This is a genomic window from Phytohabitans maris (assembly GCF_031085175.1).
Classification (GTDB): Bacteria; Actinomycetota; Actinomycetes; order Mycobacteriales; family Micromonosporaceae; genus Phytohabitans; species Phytohabitans maris.
The window spans coordinates 91,146-107,473 of the sequence record NZ_JAVHUY010000018.1; the positions used below are offsets into that span (position 1 = coordinate 91,146).

General features: G+C 72.2%; 13 protein-coding genes and 1 tRNA gene. 8 read left to right on the top strand and 6 right to left on the bottom strand.

The annotated features are described in order from the left end of the window. Window positions 1-38: 38 nt before the first annotated feature. On the top strand, window positions 39-731 hold the full coding sequence (locus RB614_RS20480) for a hypothetical protein (RefSeq protein WP_308714171.1): 693 nt from the start codon (window positions 39-41) through the stop codon (window positions 729-731). Window positions 732-1,385: 654 nt separating this feature from the next. On the opposite strand, the gene RB614_RS20485 is transcribed toward RB614_RS20480, so the two are convergent. Together RB614_RS20485 and RB614_RS20490 are read right to left on the bottom strand one after the other, a co-directional pair. Continuing rightward, window positions 1,386-1,459, bottom strand: a tRNA-Pro gene (locus tag RB614_RS20485). 57 nt (window positions 1,460-1,516) lie between these two features. Further along, complete coding sequence (locus tag RB614_RS20490; protein ID WP_308714172.1) at window positions 1,517-2,419, bottom strand: metallophosphoesterase; 903 nt, start codon at window positions 2,417-2,419, stop codon at window positions 1,517-1,519. Between the two features lie 25 nt (window positions 2,420-2,444). On the opposite strand from RB614_RS20490, the gene RB614_RS20495 reads away from it, so the two are divergent. Continuing rightward, a complete protein-coding gene (locus tag RB614_RS20495; protein ID WP_308714173.1) occupies window positions 2,445-2,900 on the top strand; it encodes a GatB/YqeY domain-containing protein in 456 nt (151 codons plus the stop codon). A gap of 123 nt (window positions 2,901-3,023) precedes the next feature. Here RB614_RS20495 and RB614_RS20500 read toward each other — a convergent pair whose 3' ends face one another. Next, window positions 3,024-5,450, bottom strand: a complete 2,427-nt coding sequence (locus RB614_RS20500) for a penicillin-binding protein (RefSeq protein WP_308714174.1) — start codon at window positions 5,448-5,450, stop codon at window positions 3,024-3,026. Between the two features lie 436 nt (window positions 5,451-5,886). On the opposite strand from RB614_RS20500, the gene RB614_RS20505 reads away from it, so the two are divergent. Beyond that, window positions 5,887-6,183 (top strand): WhiB family transcriptional regulator, encoded by a 297-nt coding sequence (locus RB614_RS20505; protein WP_173040558.1) that lies wholly within the window; start codon window positions 5,887-5,889, stop codon window positions 6,181-6,183. Here the strand turns inward: RB614_RS20505 and bagB are convergent. The 3 genes from bagB to RB614_RS20520 are packed head-to-tail and all read right to left on the bottom strand — an operon-like array spanning window position 6,170 to window position 9,481. Beyond that, on the bottom strand, window positions 6,170-7,318 hold the full coding sequence (bagB, locus tag RB614_RS20510; RefSeq protein WP_308714175.1) for an ArsA family ATPase: 1,149 nt from the start codon (window positions 7,316-7,318) through the stop codon (window positions 6,170-6,172). The two genes, RB614_RS20505 and bagB, sit on opposite strands and share 14 nt — an antisense overlap. Window positions 7,319-7,341: 23 nt before the next feature. Beyond that, window positions 7,342-8,319: an ATPase BagA gene (gene bagA / locus RB614_RS20515; protein ID WP_308714176.1), complete on the bottom strand. Its 978-nt coding sequence runs from the start codon at window positions 8,317-8,319 to the stop codon at window positions 7,342-7,344. Between the two features lie 34 nt (window positions 8,320-8,353). After that, window positions 8,354-9,481 carry an Rv0361 family membrane protein gene (locus RB614_RS20520; RefSeq protein WP_308714177.1) on the bottom strand — a complete coding sequence of 376 codons (1,128 nt, stop codon included), beginning with the start codon at window positions 9,479-9,481 and terminating at the stop codon, window positions 8,354-8,356. A gap of 129 nt (window positions 9,482-9,610) precedes the next feature. On the opposite strand from RB614_RS20520, the gene sp36 reads away from it, so the two are divergent. From sp36 to RB614_RS20545, 5 genes are all read left to right on the top strand, one after another. Then, entirely contained in the window at window positions 9,611-9,769 is a 159-nt protein-coding gene (gene sp36, locus RB614_RS20525; protein ID WP_265247995.1) for a Sp36 family protein, read from the top strand. Between the two features lies 1 nt (window position 9,770). Continuing rightward, complete coding sequence (locus RB614_RS20530; RefSeq protein WP_308714178.1) at window positions 9,771-10,229, top strand: RidA family protein; 459 nt, start codon at window positions 9,771-9,773, stop codon at window positions 10,227-10,229. 137 nt (window positions 10,230-10,366) lie between these two features. Further along, window positions 10,367-11,137 (top strand): MBL fold metallo-hydrolase, encoded by a 771-nt coding sequence (locus RB614_RS20535; RefSeq protein ID WP_308714179.1) that lies wholly within the window; start codon window positions 10,367-10,369, stop codon window positions 11,135-11,137. Next, window positions 11,053-14,757 carry an adenylate/guanylate cyclase domain-containing protein gene (locus RB614_RS20540; protein ID WP_428983070.1) on the top strand — a complete coding sequence of 1,235 codons (3,705 nt, stop codon included), beginning with the start codon at window positions 11,053-11,055 and terminating at the stop codon, window positions 14,755-14,757. The genes RB614_RS20535 and RB614_RS20540 overlap by 85 nt, the downstream gene beginning before the upstream one ends. Continuing rightward, window positions 14,754-16,307: a serine/threonine-protein kinase gene (locus RB614_RS20545; protein ID WP_308714181.1), complete on the top strand. Its 1,554-nt coding sequence runs from the start codon at window positions 14,754-14,756 to the stop codon at window positions 16,305-16,307. Before RB614_RS20540 ends, RB614_RS20545 begins: the two co-directional genes overlap by 4 nt. Window positions 16,308-16,328: the final 21 nt, after the last annotated feature.

Below are 16,328 nucleotides of genomic sequence, written 5' to 3' on the forward strand. Positions count from 1 at the left end.
TCGCGCGGAGCTCAGACGTCACTCTTCTGCGACCCATCATGACTGGCGATGTCTTCGAGGACGTGGACATTCCGGGCGTAGAAGCAACGGACGGCGACGAGGCACGGCTGGCAATGGTTGTATCGCATCCATGCAGTATGAGGGACGGTTATAAGCTCCGAGAAGCACTGCAAGCACTTCGAGTCATCAAGTACGCAGCTATCGAACTCTCTGGGTGGAAGGGCCATTACGACGTAATGCCACTTCCAAACCTCTACGAGAGAGGTTCCGATGACGAGATGGTAAACCCGGAGGATTCGTACGCTGCGGTATTTGAGCTGCGTGGGCGCGTGGAGACATCGGCCATGCATCTCGACAAACGAATCGCCTGCCTATCGGAGGAAGGAGTCGCATATCTACACCAACGTATGAACTTCTCAGATACGCGGTTTCCGCCACGTACGGGCGATCTGGTCGCCGCTTGCGCAGGACCTTTCTCGGAAGCTGAGCTTGCCGAGCAATGGAACCAAACCTACGACCTGTCCGACTTAGATGAGCCTAAGCGAGACGAGGTGCTCGCAACGGCCGCCAAAGAATTCGATGAACTATTGAGTCAACAAAGAGAAGGTCAGGCGGAGGGTAGAAAGAAGAATATGTATCGCCTTCGCGATGACCTTTCGAGCCAGAGGAAAGCACCAGGTGCTCGCAGGGAGATCCTGCGGATAATCAAACAGAGAATTCGAGGATCCTGACGCGCGTCTAACGCCCAGTCGCCTGGCTTCATTGGTTATGGCAAATCGGCATCCGGGAGTTTTCACGCCAAGTGGACATTGACAACCCGGAGGCCGACGGCTGGCGGGGCCTGGCCAGTTTGTCACGAAGGTCGTGGTGGGGCCGGCGGCGCGAGCAACCTCGGGCAGGCCCCTGGCCTGCCGGCGATAGCCGGCCCAGGGGTCGCAGAGGCTCCAAGGTCAAGGGCGGCCGCTTGCGGCCGTCGCTTGCGACGCGCAGCGCCCTTGGCCTTGGAGGGGCGGCCCCGCACACTTCGCGCTGCCGGCCCCGCCACGACCGGCAGCGAGTCGCGCCACGGCCGCAACCACGCGGCTTCGCCGCGTCCAGCTCGGCGCGGCGCCCGGCCGGCTGCCGGCCCATCAACATCAACACCCGGGAACCGTCGAAGTCTTGGCGGCCCGGGGTTTCGCATCTTCGCGCCAGCCGACGGGCGTTAGGCGTGTCCCGCCGCGTGCGACAGCTAAGCGGCGGGCGCGCGCCCAGGCGGCGGCGCGAGCGGCCCGTTTCGGGCCGCCTTGAAGATCGTCTCCCAGATTTCGCCCCGATCACCTGGGAGAGTGACGTCAGGACCGATCTCCCGTATGGCAGATCGGTCCTGACCTGGCGTTTCTCTGTCGGGGTGGCCGGATTTGAACCGACGACCTCTTCGTCCCGAACGAAGCGCGCTACCAAACTGCGCCACACCCCGAGGCAGTGCCCGCGTAATAGTAGCCCACGGCCTCAGCCGGACAAACTCGGTATCCGGTCAGCGCGGGATGAGTGTCAGCAGCGATGCCTCGGGTGGGCAGGCGAAGCGGACCGGGGCCGTCGGGTGGGTGCCCAGCCCCGCCGAGACGTGGAGCCAGGCGTCCGAGCCGGGCCAGCGGAAGAGGCCGCGCGCCATCGAGCGGGGGAGGTCGCAGTTGGTGACCAGCGCGCCCACGAACGGGACGCGGACCTGGCCGCCGTGGGTGTGGCCGGCCAGCAGGAGGTCGAAGCCGTCGGCGGCCATGGCGTCCAGGATGAACGGCTCGGGCGAGTGGGTCAGGCCCAGCCGTACGCCGGCGTCGGCCGAGGCGGCGCCGGCGACCGAGGGGTAGTCGTCGCGTTCGATGTGGGGGTCGTCGACGCCAACCAGCTCGATGAGGCGGCCGCCGGCCTTGAGCGTGGTACGGGCGTTGTTGAGGTCGGCCCAGCCGTGGCCCACGAGCAGGTCGCGCAGGTCGTCAGCGGGGAGCTCGGCGCCGTGGCGGCGGCGGGAGGTGCGCTCGTGCCGGTTGAAGTAGCTGAACGGGTTTTTCATGACGGGGCCGGTGTAGTCGTTCGAGCCGAAGACGAAGGCGCCCGGGTAGTCGAACAGCGGCTGTAGCGCGTGGAGCACGCCCGGTACGGCATCGGGGTGGGCCATGTTGTCGCCGGTCACCACGACCAGGTCGGGGTCGGTGCCGGCGAGGGCGGCCACCCACTCCTGCTTGCGCCGCTGGCCGGGCATCATGTGCAGGTCGGACAGGTGGAGGACGCGCAGCGGCTCGGCGTCCAGCGCGAGCACCGGCACGTCGTACCGCCGCAGGGTGAAGATGTTGCGCTCGACGAGCGAGGCGTAGGCCAGCGTGGCGGCGCCGGCGGCGGCCGTGCCCGCGGCGAGTCCGAGCAGTGTGCGCTTCCGCATGCCGACCAGGGTAGTTTGACCCACCATGGGCTCGCTCAAGGACACCCTCACGACCGACATGCGCGCCGCGCTGAAGGCGCGTGACGAGGTCACCACATCCACCCTGCGGATGGCGCTGGCCGCCGTCGGCAACGCCGAGGTCGCGGGCGACACCAAGCGCGAGCTGTCCGACGAGGAGGTGCTCGCGGTGCTCACCAAGGAGGCGAAGAAGCGCCGCGAGGCCGCCGTCGCGTTCGCTGGCGCCGGCCGCGCCGAGCAGGCCGCGAAAGAGACGGCCGAGGGTGACGTGCTGGCCCGCTACCTGCCCAAGCAGCTCGCCGACGAGGAGCTGGCCGAGCTGGTCGCCGGGGCGCTCGCCGCCGGCGGGTTCAGCGGGATGGCGCAGATGGGCCCGGCCATGAAGGCGGCACAGGCCGCGGTGGCGGGCCGGGCCGAGGGCGGTCGGGTGGCCGCCGAGGTACGCCGCCAGCTGGCCGGCTGACGGCACGACCGGGCGATATGGCGGACGGGCGCCGGGAGGCCTGAGCCCCACGACGCCCGCTCCGGCACCACCGGACCGCCGCCTCGGCCTCGCCTCGCACCCACAAGACCCACCAGATAGGCCCTAGTCTCTCGGTGGCGGGAAGATCGGCCGTCCGCCCGGACCTCGGGTCGGCGGACTGCCCGGGGTGCCGGGCTGCGCGCCCTTGCCGTTGCTCACCTGGACGCTCACGATGCCCCCCTTGATCGTGCGACCGTCGGGGCTGGTGCCGGCGGCGGTGCCCGCGGGGCAGGGCGAGTCGATCGGCGTGGGGTCGACGAAGACCTCGAAGCCGGCCGACTTGAGCCGGCTGCGGGCCTCGTCGATCGTCTTGCACTTGACGTCCGGGATCGACCGCTGGTCACCCTCCACGATCTTGCCGTTGGGGGGTGTGAACTGCTGCGACGGCTTGCCCTTCATCGCGTCGCGGACGGTGCTCCACACGGCGTCGTTGACCTCGTCGTGCGTGAAGTGCGTGCTGGTCTGAGCCCAGTCGGGGTCGGCGATGATGCCGGCCACCATGAGCTGCTTGGTGCCGACGATCAGCGACGCGGTCTTGGCGCTGTCGGTGGTGCCGCTCTTACCCATGATCGGCTTGCCGACGATGTCGCGCGCCCGCCCAGCCGTCGCACCCTTGCACTTCGACGTCGCAGACCGGTCACCCACCGGGCAGCGGGCCGCGTCGACCGCGGCGCGCGCCGCGTCGGCCTTGATCCGCTGCTCGCAGCGCGGGTTGGCGATGTCGAGCTTGTTGCCGTCCTGGTCGACGATCTCCTGCACCGGGATCGGCTCGCAGTACTTGCCGTCGGCCGCCAGCGTGGCGTACGCGTTGGCCATCTCCAGCGGGGTGGCCGAGGAGACGCCGAGGGTGAACGCGCCCCACTGGTCGGCGGCCGCCCGGTTGTTGGCGAGCGCGGCGTCGCTGCTGGCCCGGAACTGGATGCCCATCTTCTTGGCGGTGTCGACCACGTTGGCCGCGCCGGCGCGCTCCTCCAGCGGCACGAAGTACGTGTTGATCGACTGGCCGAACGCGGACCACATGTTCATCGGGCCGTAGCCCTTGCGACCGGCGTTCTCCGGGCAGTATTTGTTGGTGCCCTTGCAGGCCGCGGGCGAACTCGAGTCGATGATGTACTTCGACGGGTATGGCGAGACCGTGTTGATCGTGGTCTCGAGCGGGTAGCCCCGCTCCAGCGCGGCCACCATCGTAAACATCTTGAAGGTCGACCCGAACTGGTAGCCGTGGATGTCACCACCGCCGGTGAGCAGCGGGTTGGTGGTGTTGGGGTACGTGCCGCGGATGCCCTTTCGGGCCTTTGCCGGGTTGGACGAGATCTTGTTTTGCGGCTTGGCGGGGTCGTCGAGCTTGAATACCCGGTTGACCGCGAGCGCGCGCACCCGCCCGCTGCCCGGCTCGACGGCGGCGAGCATCAACGCGTTCTTGTTGGTGGGTTTTAGGTGCTTGTCGATGTTGGCCTTGGCCACCGCCTGGGCCTTGACGTCCAGCGTGGTGACGATGCGGTAGCCGCCGCTCTTGAGCCGCCGTTCCCGGTCGTACGACGTCGCGCCGAACGTCTCCTGCTCCATCCACCAGCGGTAGAAGAAGTCGCAGAAGAAGCCCCAGTGGTTTTTGCTGGTGGCGACGCACCCGTTCGGCGTGCGCTTGTCCTTGACGGCGAGCGGCTCGGCCTTGGCGGCGGCGGCCTGCTCGGGTGTGATCGCCTTGATCTCGACCATGTTGTCGATCACGTAGTTGCGCCGGTCGAGGGCCTGCGGCTTGCCCGCCGGGGTCGTGGGGTCGAACGCTGACGGGGCCTTCACCATGCCGGCGAGCAGCGCGGCCTCTTCGATCTTGAGGTCACGGGGGTGCTTGCTGAAGTAGACCTGGCTGGCGGCGAAGATCCCGTACGCCCCGCGGCCGAAGGGAGCGATGTTGAGGTAGCGCTCCAGGATCTCGTCCTTGGTCATTTCCTTGTCGAGCTGGAGCGCGTACTTCATCTCGCGGAACTTGCGGGCGTTGGTGTCTTCGGTGGCGGCGACGACGTCCTGCGGGTGGGTCGCCGAGTACGCGATCAGCATGCGGACGAGCTGCATGGTCAGCGTGGATGCGCCCTGGGTGGTGCTGCCGGCCTGGTTATTGGCGACGAACGCGCGGGCGATGCCCTTGGCGTCGACGCCGTTGTGGGTACGGAAGGTGTGGTCCTCGGCCGCGATGATCGCTTCCTGCATGATCGGCGAGACGTCCTTGAGCGGGACGTCACGCCGGTTTTCGTCGTACATCGTGGCGATCAGCGTCTTGCCGTCGGAGGCGTAGACGTATGTCATCTGCGGCGACCGCTTGACGGTCAGCTCGCTGGGCAGCCGGTCGAAGGTCTCCGCCCCAGCCTTGGCCGCCAGGCCCGACATCGCAACCGCGGGGAAGGCCGCGGCGGCCACAACCACACCCGCCAGGAGCCCGCAGATCAGCAGCGATGCGGCGTTCGCAAAAATGTTGTGATCACGCTTCCGCATCCAGGTCACCTCGTCAGGGTACGGGACCTCGCAACGATGGGCCGTCCCGCGTCGTATCACCCACCCGACGCTGAAACTTGTCGGACTTTCGGGCATGTCCTGCGGGCACCGGCCTCGTTGTGCTAGACGCATGACCCCCTGCGTGCGGATGCGTTCTGCCGATGTTGAGCCTGACCCACGTGCGGGACACTTGGCTCGCGTTTTCGCAGATCGCCGCCGGGTAAGCCTAATCTCGGCCGCCTGGAAACGGGTGGACCGTCTGGGTTTTGATGGATTTGCCAGACAACGTTGCGTAATCGGACGACTACAGAGCATGATGGTCCGGCGAGTACTGCACGTCACTCGCTGGGGCTCGGGGGGAGTGCCAGCGGGTGGCCGGGGGGAATCCGGCCGGGCACGGGTCGGGGAAGCGGACTGCAAGGGGGGACGTGGACTGATGGGGATGATCACAGACTGGCCGAGCATGGCTGCATGCCAGAGCGGCGACCCTGACGCGCTGTTCGTACAGGGCGCCGAACAGAACGTAGCTAAGCGGATCTGCCGCAGCTGCCCGGTGCGTTACGAGTGCCTCGCCGACGCGCTCGACAACCGGATCGAGTTCGGTGTGTGGGGTGGCATGACCGAGCGCGAGCGGCGGGCGCTGCTGCGCCGGCACCCGCAGGTGGACAGCTGGCGGAAGATGTTCGAGGCGGCACTGCGCGACAAGGAAAAGGTGCTGGTCACGGCTGGCTGAGAGCGTCACCTACCGTACGCAGCCCGTCGACGTCGTGGACGTCGGCGGGCTGCGCCGCGACTTCGACCGTCGGCACGGCGGGGTAAGCGTCGGTGAAGACGGCCGCCACCCGCCGTTCCCGGGTCGCCTGCTCGGCCAGCGCGGCGTGCACCCGCAGCGCGTCCGCGGCGGCGCCGAAGCCGCCGCTCCGTTCCAGCTCCTCCGCGGCGGCCCGGCTGCGCTCCGCGGACAGCCCCTCGGCGGTCGTACGGTGCACCCGGTTGAGCACCAGCCCCGCGAGCGGCATGCGCTCCTCGCCGAGCCGCCCGGCGAAGTAGGCGGCCTCCCGGACCGCGTCCGGCTCCGGCGCCGCGACCAGCAGAAACGCCGTCTCGCGGGCCTGGAGGATGCGGTACGTCTGCTCGGCGCGCTGGCGGAAGCCGCCGAACATCGAGTCGAGCGCCGCCACGAAGCCGGACAGGTCGGTCAGCAGTTGGGCGCCGAGCACCTTCTGCACGACCCGGGAAAACATCCCGAAAGAGGCCGTGACCAGGCTGAACATGCTGCGTCCGCCGGCTCGGGCGGGCGCCAGCAGCAGGCGCAGCATGCGGCCGTCGAGAAAGCGGGACAGGCGCGCGGGCGCGTCGAGGAAGTCGAGGGCCGAGCGGGACGGCGGGGTATCCACCACGATCAGGTCCCACTCGCCGCGGGCGTGCAGCTGGCCCAGCTTTTCCATCGCCATGTACTCCTGGGTCCCGGAGAACGTCGAGCTCATGGCCTGGTAGAAGGGGTTGGCGAAGATCTCGGCGGCCCGGGTCGGGTCGGTGTGCGCGAGCACGACCTCGTCGAACGTCCGCTTCATGTCGAGCATCATGGCGTGCAGCTCGCCGCCGCTCTCGTCCGCTTCGATGCCCTTGACCTGCCGCGGCGTGTTGTCGAGCTCGGTCAGCCCGAGCGACTGGGCGAGCCGGCGGGCCGGGTCGATCGTGAGTACGACGGTGCGCCGCCCGTGGCGCTCGGCGGCCCGGAGCGCGAGCGCGGCCGCCGTGGTGGTCTTACCGACCCCGCCCGAGCCACAGCAGACGACGATCCGCACGCCGGGGTCGGCAAGGATGCGGTCCACGTCCAGCCGCCGGCCCGCGTGATCGGAAGACACCGACCGAGCGTATCCGGGCCGGCTCACTGCGTGCCGAGTAACTCAGCCGCCAGGGTGTCCAACGCGGCGCGGTCGACCCCGCCAGGCAGGAGGGGCAGCTCCACCATCGGCTCGCCCAGCTCGGCGAGCTCCACCCGGAGCGACTCCTCCAGCTCGTGGCGGGTGAGGTATGCCTTCGCCTCGGCGTACAGGCCGGAGACCGTGGCCCGGTCGGTGGCGAGCCCGGCCGCGGCCAGCCCTCGGCGCAGCTCCGCCTGGTTGACCTTGGTGCCGGTGAGCAGGGGCGGGCGGGTCGCGTTGACGATGACCTTGCCGATCGGGATGCCGAGGGCGTCGAGGTCGGCGATCGCGTCGACCGTCTCCTGTACCGGCATCTCCTCCAGCAGCGTGACCACGTGCACGGCGGTCATCGGCGAGCGGAGGAGGGTGGCCACGTTTTCGCTCTGGGTCTTGATCGGGCCGACCTTGGCCAGCCGGGCGGTCTCGGCGGTCACGTTGAGAAAGCGGCCGATCCGGCCGGTGGGCGGGGCGTCGAGCACGACCGCGTGGTACACCCGGCGGCGGTCGACGGTGCGGGTCGTGGCCTCCTTGACCTTGCCGGTGAGCAGCACGTCACGTAGGCCGGGGGCGATCGTGGTGGCGAAGTCGATCGCGCCGAACTTGCGCAGCGCCCGCCCGGCCGCGCCGAGCTTGTAGAACATGTCCAGGTATTCGAGCAGGGCCAGCTCGGCGTCGACCGCGAGCGCCCGCACCTCGCCGCCGTCCGGGGTGCCGGCGACCCGGCGCTCCTCGTACGGCAGCGGGCCGAGCCCGAACAGCTCGGCGATGCCCTGCCGCCCCTCGACCTCGACCAGGAGCGTGCGGCGCCCGCCGGCTGCCAGCCCGAGCGCCAGGGCGGCGGCGACCGTGGTCTTGCCGGTGCCGCCCTTGCCCGTCACGACATGGAGACGCGCCGGCCAGGCCGGATTGACCTGGCCGGGGATCTGCTCACTCGCCCGCACGCTCCGAGCGTAGTCCGCGGTGCGGCCGGCGGGGTCAGCCGCCGATCTCGCAGACGAACCAGCCGGTCTTTTGCACGACGGTGAACTGGAACTGCTGCTCGGCGACCTTTTCGTCCTGGGTGGTCATGGTGACCTTGACCGAGACGGTCGCGCTCTCCGCCTCCTGGCTGTCCACCTTCGGCTCGTCCCACTTGTACCGCGGGTTCTTGTACTTCGTGGCGTTCGCCTTGACCTCGTCGACCTTCGTGGTCAGCGCCTCCTCGTCGCGGGCCTCGGCGCAGACCAGGTCGTTGGCCTTGGTGGCGTCCTGGTCGTTGTAGACCGCCTTGAGGAAGTCCTGCACGGCGGCCACCGGCTCGGCGGCCCCGTCGTTGGGCTCGGTGTTGCGCATGAGCAGGAAACCCGCTGTCACGCCGCCGCCGCAGAGCAGCACGACGACCACCGCCACGACCGCGAGGATCAGGGGCGTCCGCGACTTCTTGCGCTCCGGGGCCGGCGCGCCGGGGTATCCCGGGTAGCCGGGCTGCGCGTACGCCGGGTCGGTCGGGAAGCCCGGCTGGCCGGACGTGGGCTGCCCCGGGAAGGGCTGGGCCGAGATCGGCGGCGCGTACGGCCCGCCGGAGACCGGCGCCGGGTAGGGCTGGCCGGGCACCTGCGGGGGATAGCCGGGCTGCTCGGGCGGGGGCGGCGCGTACGCCGGCTGGCCAGGCGGCGGCGGGTAGGCGGGCTGCCCGGAGATCGGCTGCCCGGACACGGGCTGACCCGGCACGGGCTGGCCGGGCATCGGCGGCGCGTAGCCGGGCTGCTGCGCGGGCAGGCCGGGCTGGGGCGGGGCGTAGCCGGGCGGGGGCGGCGGATAACCGGCCTGGGTGGGTGGGTAGCCCGGCTGGGCCGGCGGCGGGTAACCGGGCGCCGGCGGGTAACCGGGCGCGGCGCCGGGCGTCGTGTACGCCGGTGGCGGGTAGCCCGGCTGCTGCGGCGGCACCGGCTGGGCGGGCGGCGGCGGAACGATCGGGTGCGCCGGCGGCGGTGGCACGGCCGGCTGCTCCGCCGGTGGTGGCGGGTCGGTGGGCGCGGCGGCGAACGGGTCGACGGGCGCCGGATAACCGGGCGCCGAACCCTCCTGCTGCTCGCCGGCACCACCGTTAGGCGGTTGCGTCATTGGTATCCCCCAGGCCCACGGTCGCAGTGTGCCCGTCAGGGTAGCGCCCGGTGGCGAACGATCGAAGACCCGCTTGCCGCGTACCGGCCCAACGGCGAGCGCCACGAGCGTGCCGGTTAGGGTGCCGGCATGCAGAAGTGGGAGTACGCCACCGTGCCGCTGCTGGTCCACGCCACCAAGCAGATCCTCGACAACTGGGGTGAGGACGGCTGGGAGTTGGTGGCCGTCGTTCCGGGTCCCAACCCGGAGCAGCTCGTCGCGTACCTCAAGCGGCCGAAGGCGGCCTGACGTGAACGACCCGTACGCGAAGCTGGCCGAGCTCGGCCTGACGCTGCCGGAGGTCGTCCCGCCGGTGGCCGCATACGTGCCCGCGGTGCAGTCGGGCAAGCACGTGTACGTCTCCGGCCAGGTGCCGATCGCCGAGGGCAAGCTGCTGGCCACCGGCAAGGTGGGCGGGGGCGTCTCCCCGGAGCAGGGCAAGGACCTGGCCGAGCGGTGCGCACTCAACGCGCTCGCGGCGATCGACTCCCTCGTCGGCCTGGAAAACGTGGTCAAGGTGGTCAAGCTGACCGGCTTCGTCGCCTCGGCCGAGGGGTTCACCGGCCAGCCCGGCGTGATCAACGGCGCCTCCGAGCTCTTCGGCGCGGTCTTCGGCGAGGCGGGCCAGCACGCGCGCAGCGCGGTGGGCGTGGCGGAGCTTCCGCTGGGCGCTCCGGTCGAGGTCGAGGTCATCGTCGAGGTTGCCTGAGCACCACCCGGTGGCGCCTGGGCACCACCCGTGGCGGCTGAGCGGTGACACGCGCGGCACGGATGTAAGTAGTCGAGGCTGAGTGCTACCTGAGTGAAAAGCCCGCGGTGTCACCCCTGAGTCGTACGATCGCTGGCATGGTGGGGCATGTCACCGCGCCCGCGGCGGCGCTGGCCGACCGGTTGCCGGAGTGGGTCACGCTGGTGCGCGCCCCCAACCCGGGGCCGATGACGCTCGACGGCACCAACACCTGGGTGCTGCGCGCGTCCGGCGCCGAGCGCTCGGTCGTGATCGACCCGGGCCCGCTCGACGAGGGGCACCTGCGCGCGGTCGCGGCGACGGGGCCGGTCGGCGCCGTGCTCGGCACCCACGGCCACCCCGACCACGTCGAGGGGCTCCCCCGGTTCGTGGAGATCACGGGGGCCGGCGACGACGCCCGGGGCCTCGACATCACGCACGTCCCCACGCCCGGGCACACGGCCGACTCGGTCTGCTTCCTGGTCGAGGTGGGCGGCGAGCGGGTGATCTTCACCGGCGACACGATCCTGGGCCGCGGCACGACGGTCGTGGCCTGGCCCAACGGCGACCTCGGGGCCTACCTGGCGAGTCTCGAGCTGCTCTCCACGTACGAGGGAGTGCCGGCCCTGCCCGGTCACGGCCCGGCGCTGGCCGACTGCGGTGCGGCCGCCCGGTTCTACCTGGCCCACCGCCGTGCCCGCCTTGACCAGGTCAGACAGGCGATATCAGAGGGCGCCGGGAGCGCGCAAGAGGTCGTGGCGAAGGTCTACGCGGATGTGGACCCGTCGCTGTGGCCCGCCGCCGAATGGTCCGTACGCGCCCAACTGGCGTACCTCGGACACGACGGTGGGGAATCGACTTCCGGGTCGGTGTGGTTGGACTCACCGTGACCTGCCCGGTGTGCGGCACCGTTGCGGTGCCTGGCGCGCGTTTCTGCCACAACTGTGGCGCCGCGCTGCCGGCCGCCGCCTCCCTTCCGGCCGCCGAGCGGCGGGTGGTCACTGTCCTTTTTGGCGACTTGTCCGACTTCACCTCTTGGTCGGAAGACCTCGATCCGGAACGTGTCGGTGCCGTCACCGACCGCGTGCTGGCCGCGCTGGCCGGCGCGGTGAAGACGTTCGGCGGGCACGTCGACAAGCTCACCGGCGACGGGATCATGGCGGTCTTCGGCGCGCCGGTGGCCCACGAAGACGACGCCGAACGGGCGGTCCGGGCCGCGCTGAGCATGCAGCGGGCGGTCCGCCGGGTGCTCGACGACGAGCGGGGCGGCGGCGCGCCCCTCGGCCTGCGGGTCGGGCTCAACACCGGCGAGGTGGTCGCCGGCATCCAGGCCGCGATCGAGTACACGGTCATCGGCGACACGGTCAACACCGCCGCGCGTCTCGCCGACGCCGCCGCGGTGGGCGCGGTCTACGCCGGCGCCCGCACCGCGTCGGCCACCCGGCACGTGGCGTCGTGGCGGGAGCTGCGGCCGTTGCGGCTCAAGGGCAAGCGCGAGCCGGTCGAGGCGTACGAGCTGCTGGGCCTCCACGACGCCCCGGGCACCCGCTCGGGCGTCGGCGACGAGGCGCCGTTCGTGGGGCGCGAGGCGGAGCTGGGCCGGGTGGCCGGCCGCCTCGCCGAGGTGATCGAGAGCGCCGAGCCGCGCGTGCTCGTGCTGACCGCCGAGGCCGGCATCGGCAAGAGCCGGTTCGCCTCCGAAGTGGAGCGGTTCGCCTCCGGATACGACGTGAGCGCCGGGCGGTACACGGCCACGACCGGCGCGCGGGTGCTCTCCGTCCGCTGCGCCGCCTTCGGCGAGCGCCGCCGGCTGGCTCCGCTCGCCGACATGGTGCGCACCGCGATCGGCCTGCCGCGCGATGCGGCCACCGCGGTCACCCGCGCGGTCGTCGAGGAGAGGCTCAAGAGGCTCGGCCAGCGCCTCGGCCGGTTCCGGTCCGACCCGCCGCCGGTCGCCGTCGAGCTCCTGCTCGCCTTGATGGGGTACGGCGAGACGCCGACCGCCCACGGGGTGCCGGCCGGGGTGGCGGAGTGGACGCCGGACACCGCCGCGCCAGACGTTGAGGCCACGCCGATCGCGGTCGCCCAGCTGCTCACCGGCCTGGCCGGCGAGGTGCCGCTGGTGGTGATCGTCGACGACCTGCACGACGCGACGCCGGAGACGATCGAGGCGCTGGGCGTCACGCTGTCGCACCTCACCGGCCCGGTGCTGGTGCTGCTGCTGGGCCGCCCCGAGCTGGTCCGTACCGCCGGGGCGCTGACCCGGGTCGCCGACGCCGAGGTGCACCCGCTGCCCCCGCTGCGCGGCGCCGACGCGGCCCGGCTGCTCACCTCGTACCTGCGCGGCGGGCGGCTGCCACAGGCCGACACCGATCGGCTGCTCTCCACCGCGCAAGGCAACCCGTTCTACCTGGCCGAGCTGGTCACGCTGCTCATGGAGCGGGGCGCGCTCACCCCGGTCGCCGGGGCCAGCGGCACCTGGCGGCTGGCACCCGGCTCGCTCGGCAGCCGGCTGCTCTCCCGCGACCTCGCCGCGGTGCTCGCCGCCCGGATCGACGCGCTCCCCGCCGACGCCCGGGCCGTGCTCCGCGACGCGGCCGTGATCGGCGACAACGTGCCCGAGGGGACGCTGGAGGCGCTGCGCGAGCGGCGGGCCGGCCATGACGGGCGCCCGACCGCGGTCGCCGCCGTCGAGCTGGAACGGGCCGTCGACGAGCTGCTGCAGCGGCGCATGCTGCGGCGCACCCGGGACGGGTTCGCCTTCCCCACCCCGCTGATGCGCGAGGCGGCCTACGCGGGCATCGGCAAGGCCGACCTCGCCGACCGGCACGCCACGCTGGCGCAGTGGGCCGCACCGGCACCCTCCGCGCTCCCGGCCGGCCGGGTCGCCCGGGTCGGGGGCTTCGGCGGGATGACACCGGCCGACCGTGACGCCTTCATCGCCGACCACGTCGAGCGGGCCGCCGCGCTCGCCGACGCGATCAGCCTCCGGCCGGACGCGGTGGCCCGCACGGTCCTACCGCTGGGCGTCGCCGCGCTGGGCCGGGCCGCGCGCCGGTCACTCGCGATGGGCGAGCCGACGCTGGCCGCCGAGTACGCCGAGCGCTCCGTCCGGCTCGCCGGCGACGGGCTGCCCAGCGCCGACCGGCTCGTGCTGGCCCGGGCGCTGCTTCAGACCGGCCGGTCCGGCGACGCGCTGGCGTACGCGGAGAAGCTCTCCGCCAACGCGGGCGACGACGCGGCCGTACGGGCCGGCGCACTCCTGGTCATGGGCCGGGCCTACCGCGTGCTCGGCGAGCCCGACCGCGCGCTGCAGGCCTGGCAGGAGGCGATGCAGGTGGCCACCGAGGCGGGGCTGCCCGGGCCGCGCGCCGAGGCGATGCGGCGGCTGGGCATGGCCGACTACCTGCGCGGCCGGCTGGGGCAGGCGAGCAGCCGCTTCGCCGGGGCGTACCAGGTGGATCTCGCCTCGGGTGACCGCCTCGGGCAGGCCTGGTCGCTGCAAGATCTTGCCTGGGTGACCACGACGCGGGGTGACTTCGCCGGCACGGACGCGGTGCTCGGGCGGGCGGCGCGGCTCTTCGCGGAGCTGGGCGACCCGACCGGGCGGGCGTGGCTGCGCGGCACGACGGCCTTTGCCCGGCTGCTGGCCGGGCGGCTGGCCGAGGCCCGGCGGCTGGCCCGGGTCTTCCTGCCCTTCGGCGAGCGGGTCGGCGAGGCGTGGGCGGTGGGCACGCTGCGCGCCGTCGAGGCGTTCGCGGCGGCCGAGCTCGGCGACCTGGCCGAAGCGGACCGCGGGGCGCGCCGGGCGTACCGCGACTTCGACGCGGTCGCCGACGACTGGGGGCGCGGCTTCGCGCTCGTGGTGCGCGGGGCGATCGCGCGCGGGCTGGGGGAGTTCGAGCACGCCACCGACCTGCTGACCGACGCCCTGGCGTACGCGGAGCGCACCGGGCACCCGCTGCTGACCGGGATGGCCGGCACCGCACGTGGCTTCGTGGCGCTCGACAGCGGCGACATCGAGGGCGCCGCCCGCGACGCCCAGTCCGTGATGACGAAGGTCGAGCCCAACAACCCGCTCGCGCCCGCGCAGATCGGCCCGCGGGTGCTGCTGGCCCGGGCCCGGCTGGCGGAGGGTGACGCGGCCACCGCGATCGGGCTGCTGGCGCCGATCGCCACCGCGGCCAAGGGGCCGGGACTGCTCTTCTCGCGGCGGCAGGCCCTCGCGGCGTACGCGGCGGCGCTGCTCGCCGAGGGGCAGCGGATCCAGGCGCTCGACTGGGCCCGCCGGGCGGTCGCCGTGCCCGCCGAAGACGTGCGCAGCTGCGTGGTCGCCGCCGAGGTGCTCGCAGAGTCGCTCGCCGCCGCTGGCCAGCGGGAAGAGGCACTCGTGGCGGCCGATGACGCCGTGCGGTACGCGTACGGGACGCAACGGGTGGCCGAACGGGCGGGCGCGGACGCGGTGCGGGAGCGGCTCGGCCGAGTGTCTTCGGTACCTTCTAACCCGTGACCGATGGCCCCCCGAGCGCGCTGCCGTTGCCGGTGGTGCCGGGGCTGTCCGGATTGTCGGTGCTTGCCCGTGGTGGGTACGCCACCGTCTACCGCGCGATCCAGGAGTCGGTCGCCCGCGAGGTCGCCGTCAAGGTGGAAAACCGCACCCTTGACAACGAGCGTGACCAGCGCCGCTTCCTGCGCGAGGCGCGGGCGGCGGGGCGCATGTCGTCGCACCCGCACGTGGTCGACCTCTTCGACGCCGGCGTGACCGCCGACCAGCACCCGTACCTGATCATGGAGCTGTGCGAGGGCTCGTACGCCGATCGCATGCGCGACGCCCCGCTCGTGCCCGCCGAGGCCCGCGAGGTCGGCATGAAGATCGCCGACGCGCTCTCCGACGCCCACCATCTCGGCGTACTGCACCGTGACGTCAAGCCGGCCAACATCCTCCGCTCTCGCTTCGGCGAGCCCGCACTCGCCGACTTCGGCCTGGCGGTCCTGGCCGAGGCGCGCGACTCCTCGGTCACGCTCGAGGTGCTCACCCCGGCGTACGCGCCACCGGAGATGTTTCGCCACAGCGCGCCCTCGCCCGCCGTCGACGTGTACGCGCTCTGCGCCACCCTCTACGCGGTGATGCGCGGCAAGCCACCCCGCTGGCGCGAAGACCGCAACCCGAGCCTGATCACGCTGATGGAGCTGTTCAGCCAGCCCATCCCCGATCTGCCCGGCGTGCCGGCGGCCATGATGGAGGTGCTGCGGCACGGCATGGCCAACGAGCCGGAGTCCCGCCCCTCGGCCGAGCAGTTGCGCGACATGCTGGCCGGGGTGTCGCTGACCGAGCCGCCGCCCTCCTCGGCACCGCGCGGCGTCTACGTCTCCCGCTCGTACGCCCCGCCGACCCCGACCCCGTCCCACCCGGTCTCGCCCGGTGTCAGCCCTTCCGGCCCGAGTGCCGGCCCGCCGCCCCCGCCACCCACCTACCCGCGGGCGCCCGGGTTCGTACCGGCCCACGACAGCACGCCGACCGTCGGTGGCCGCCGGCGGCGGAGCCTGCACTGGATCCTCGGCGGCGTCGCCGCGCTCGCCCTGCTCGCGGTGGTGAGCGCGAGCGCCTGGTACGTCAGCGGCCGCCCCGATCCCAGGCCCAGCCCCACCGCACTCCCGACCACCGGCTCCCCGCTCCCGTCGCTCGCCGGCGGCGCGCTGCCCGGCTGCCTGCTGCCCATCGCCGGCGGCCGCTGCCCCGACGAGCTGGAGTGCTACGGCGCGGCCGACGCCAGCGGTCCGGGGATCCGGGCGCAGCGGGTCGACTGCGCCGGCCGGCACACCTGGGAGGCGTACGCGGTCGGCGACCTGCCCGCCGGCGCCGACCCGGACGGCGTCGCCGGCGACCCGGCGGTCAAGTCGCTCTGCACCGACAGCACGTTCATGCGGACGACGCTGCTCCTGTCCACCCAGGGCTGGCAGTTCGAGGTGCTGCGCCCGGACGGCGAAGGCGACCGCACGTTCCGCTGCCTGGCCGGCAAGGGCCGGGACGCCCTGCAAGGTCCGACGTTGGCCCGGTGACCGCTTCCAGTTCGACCGCCG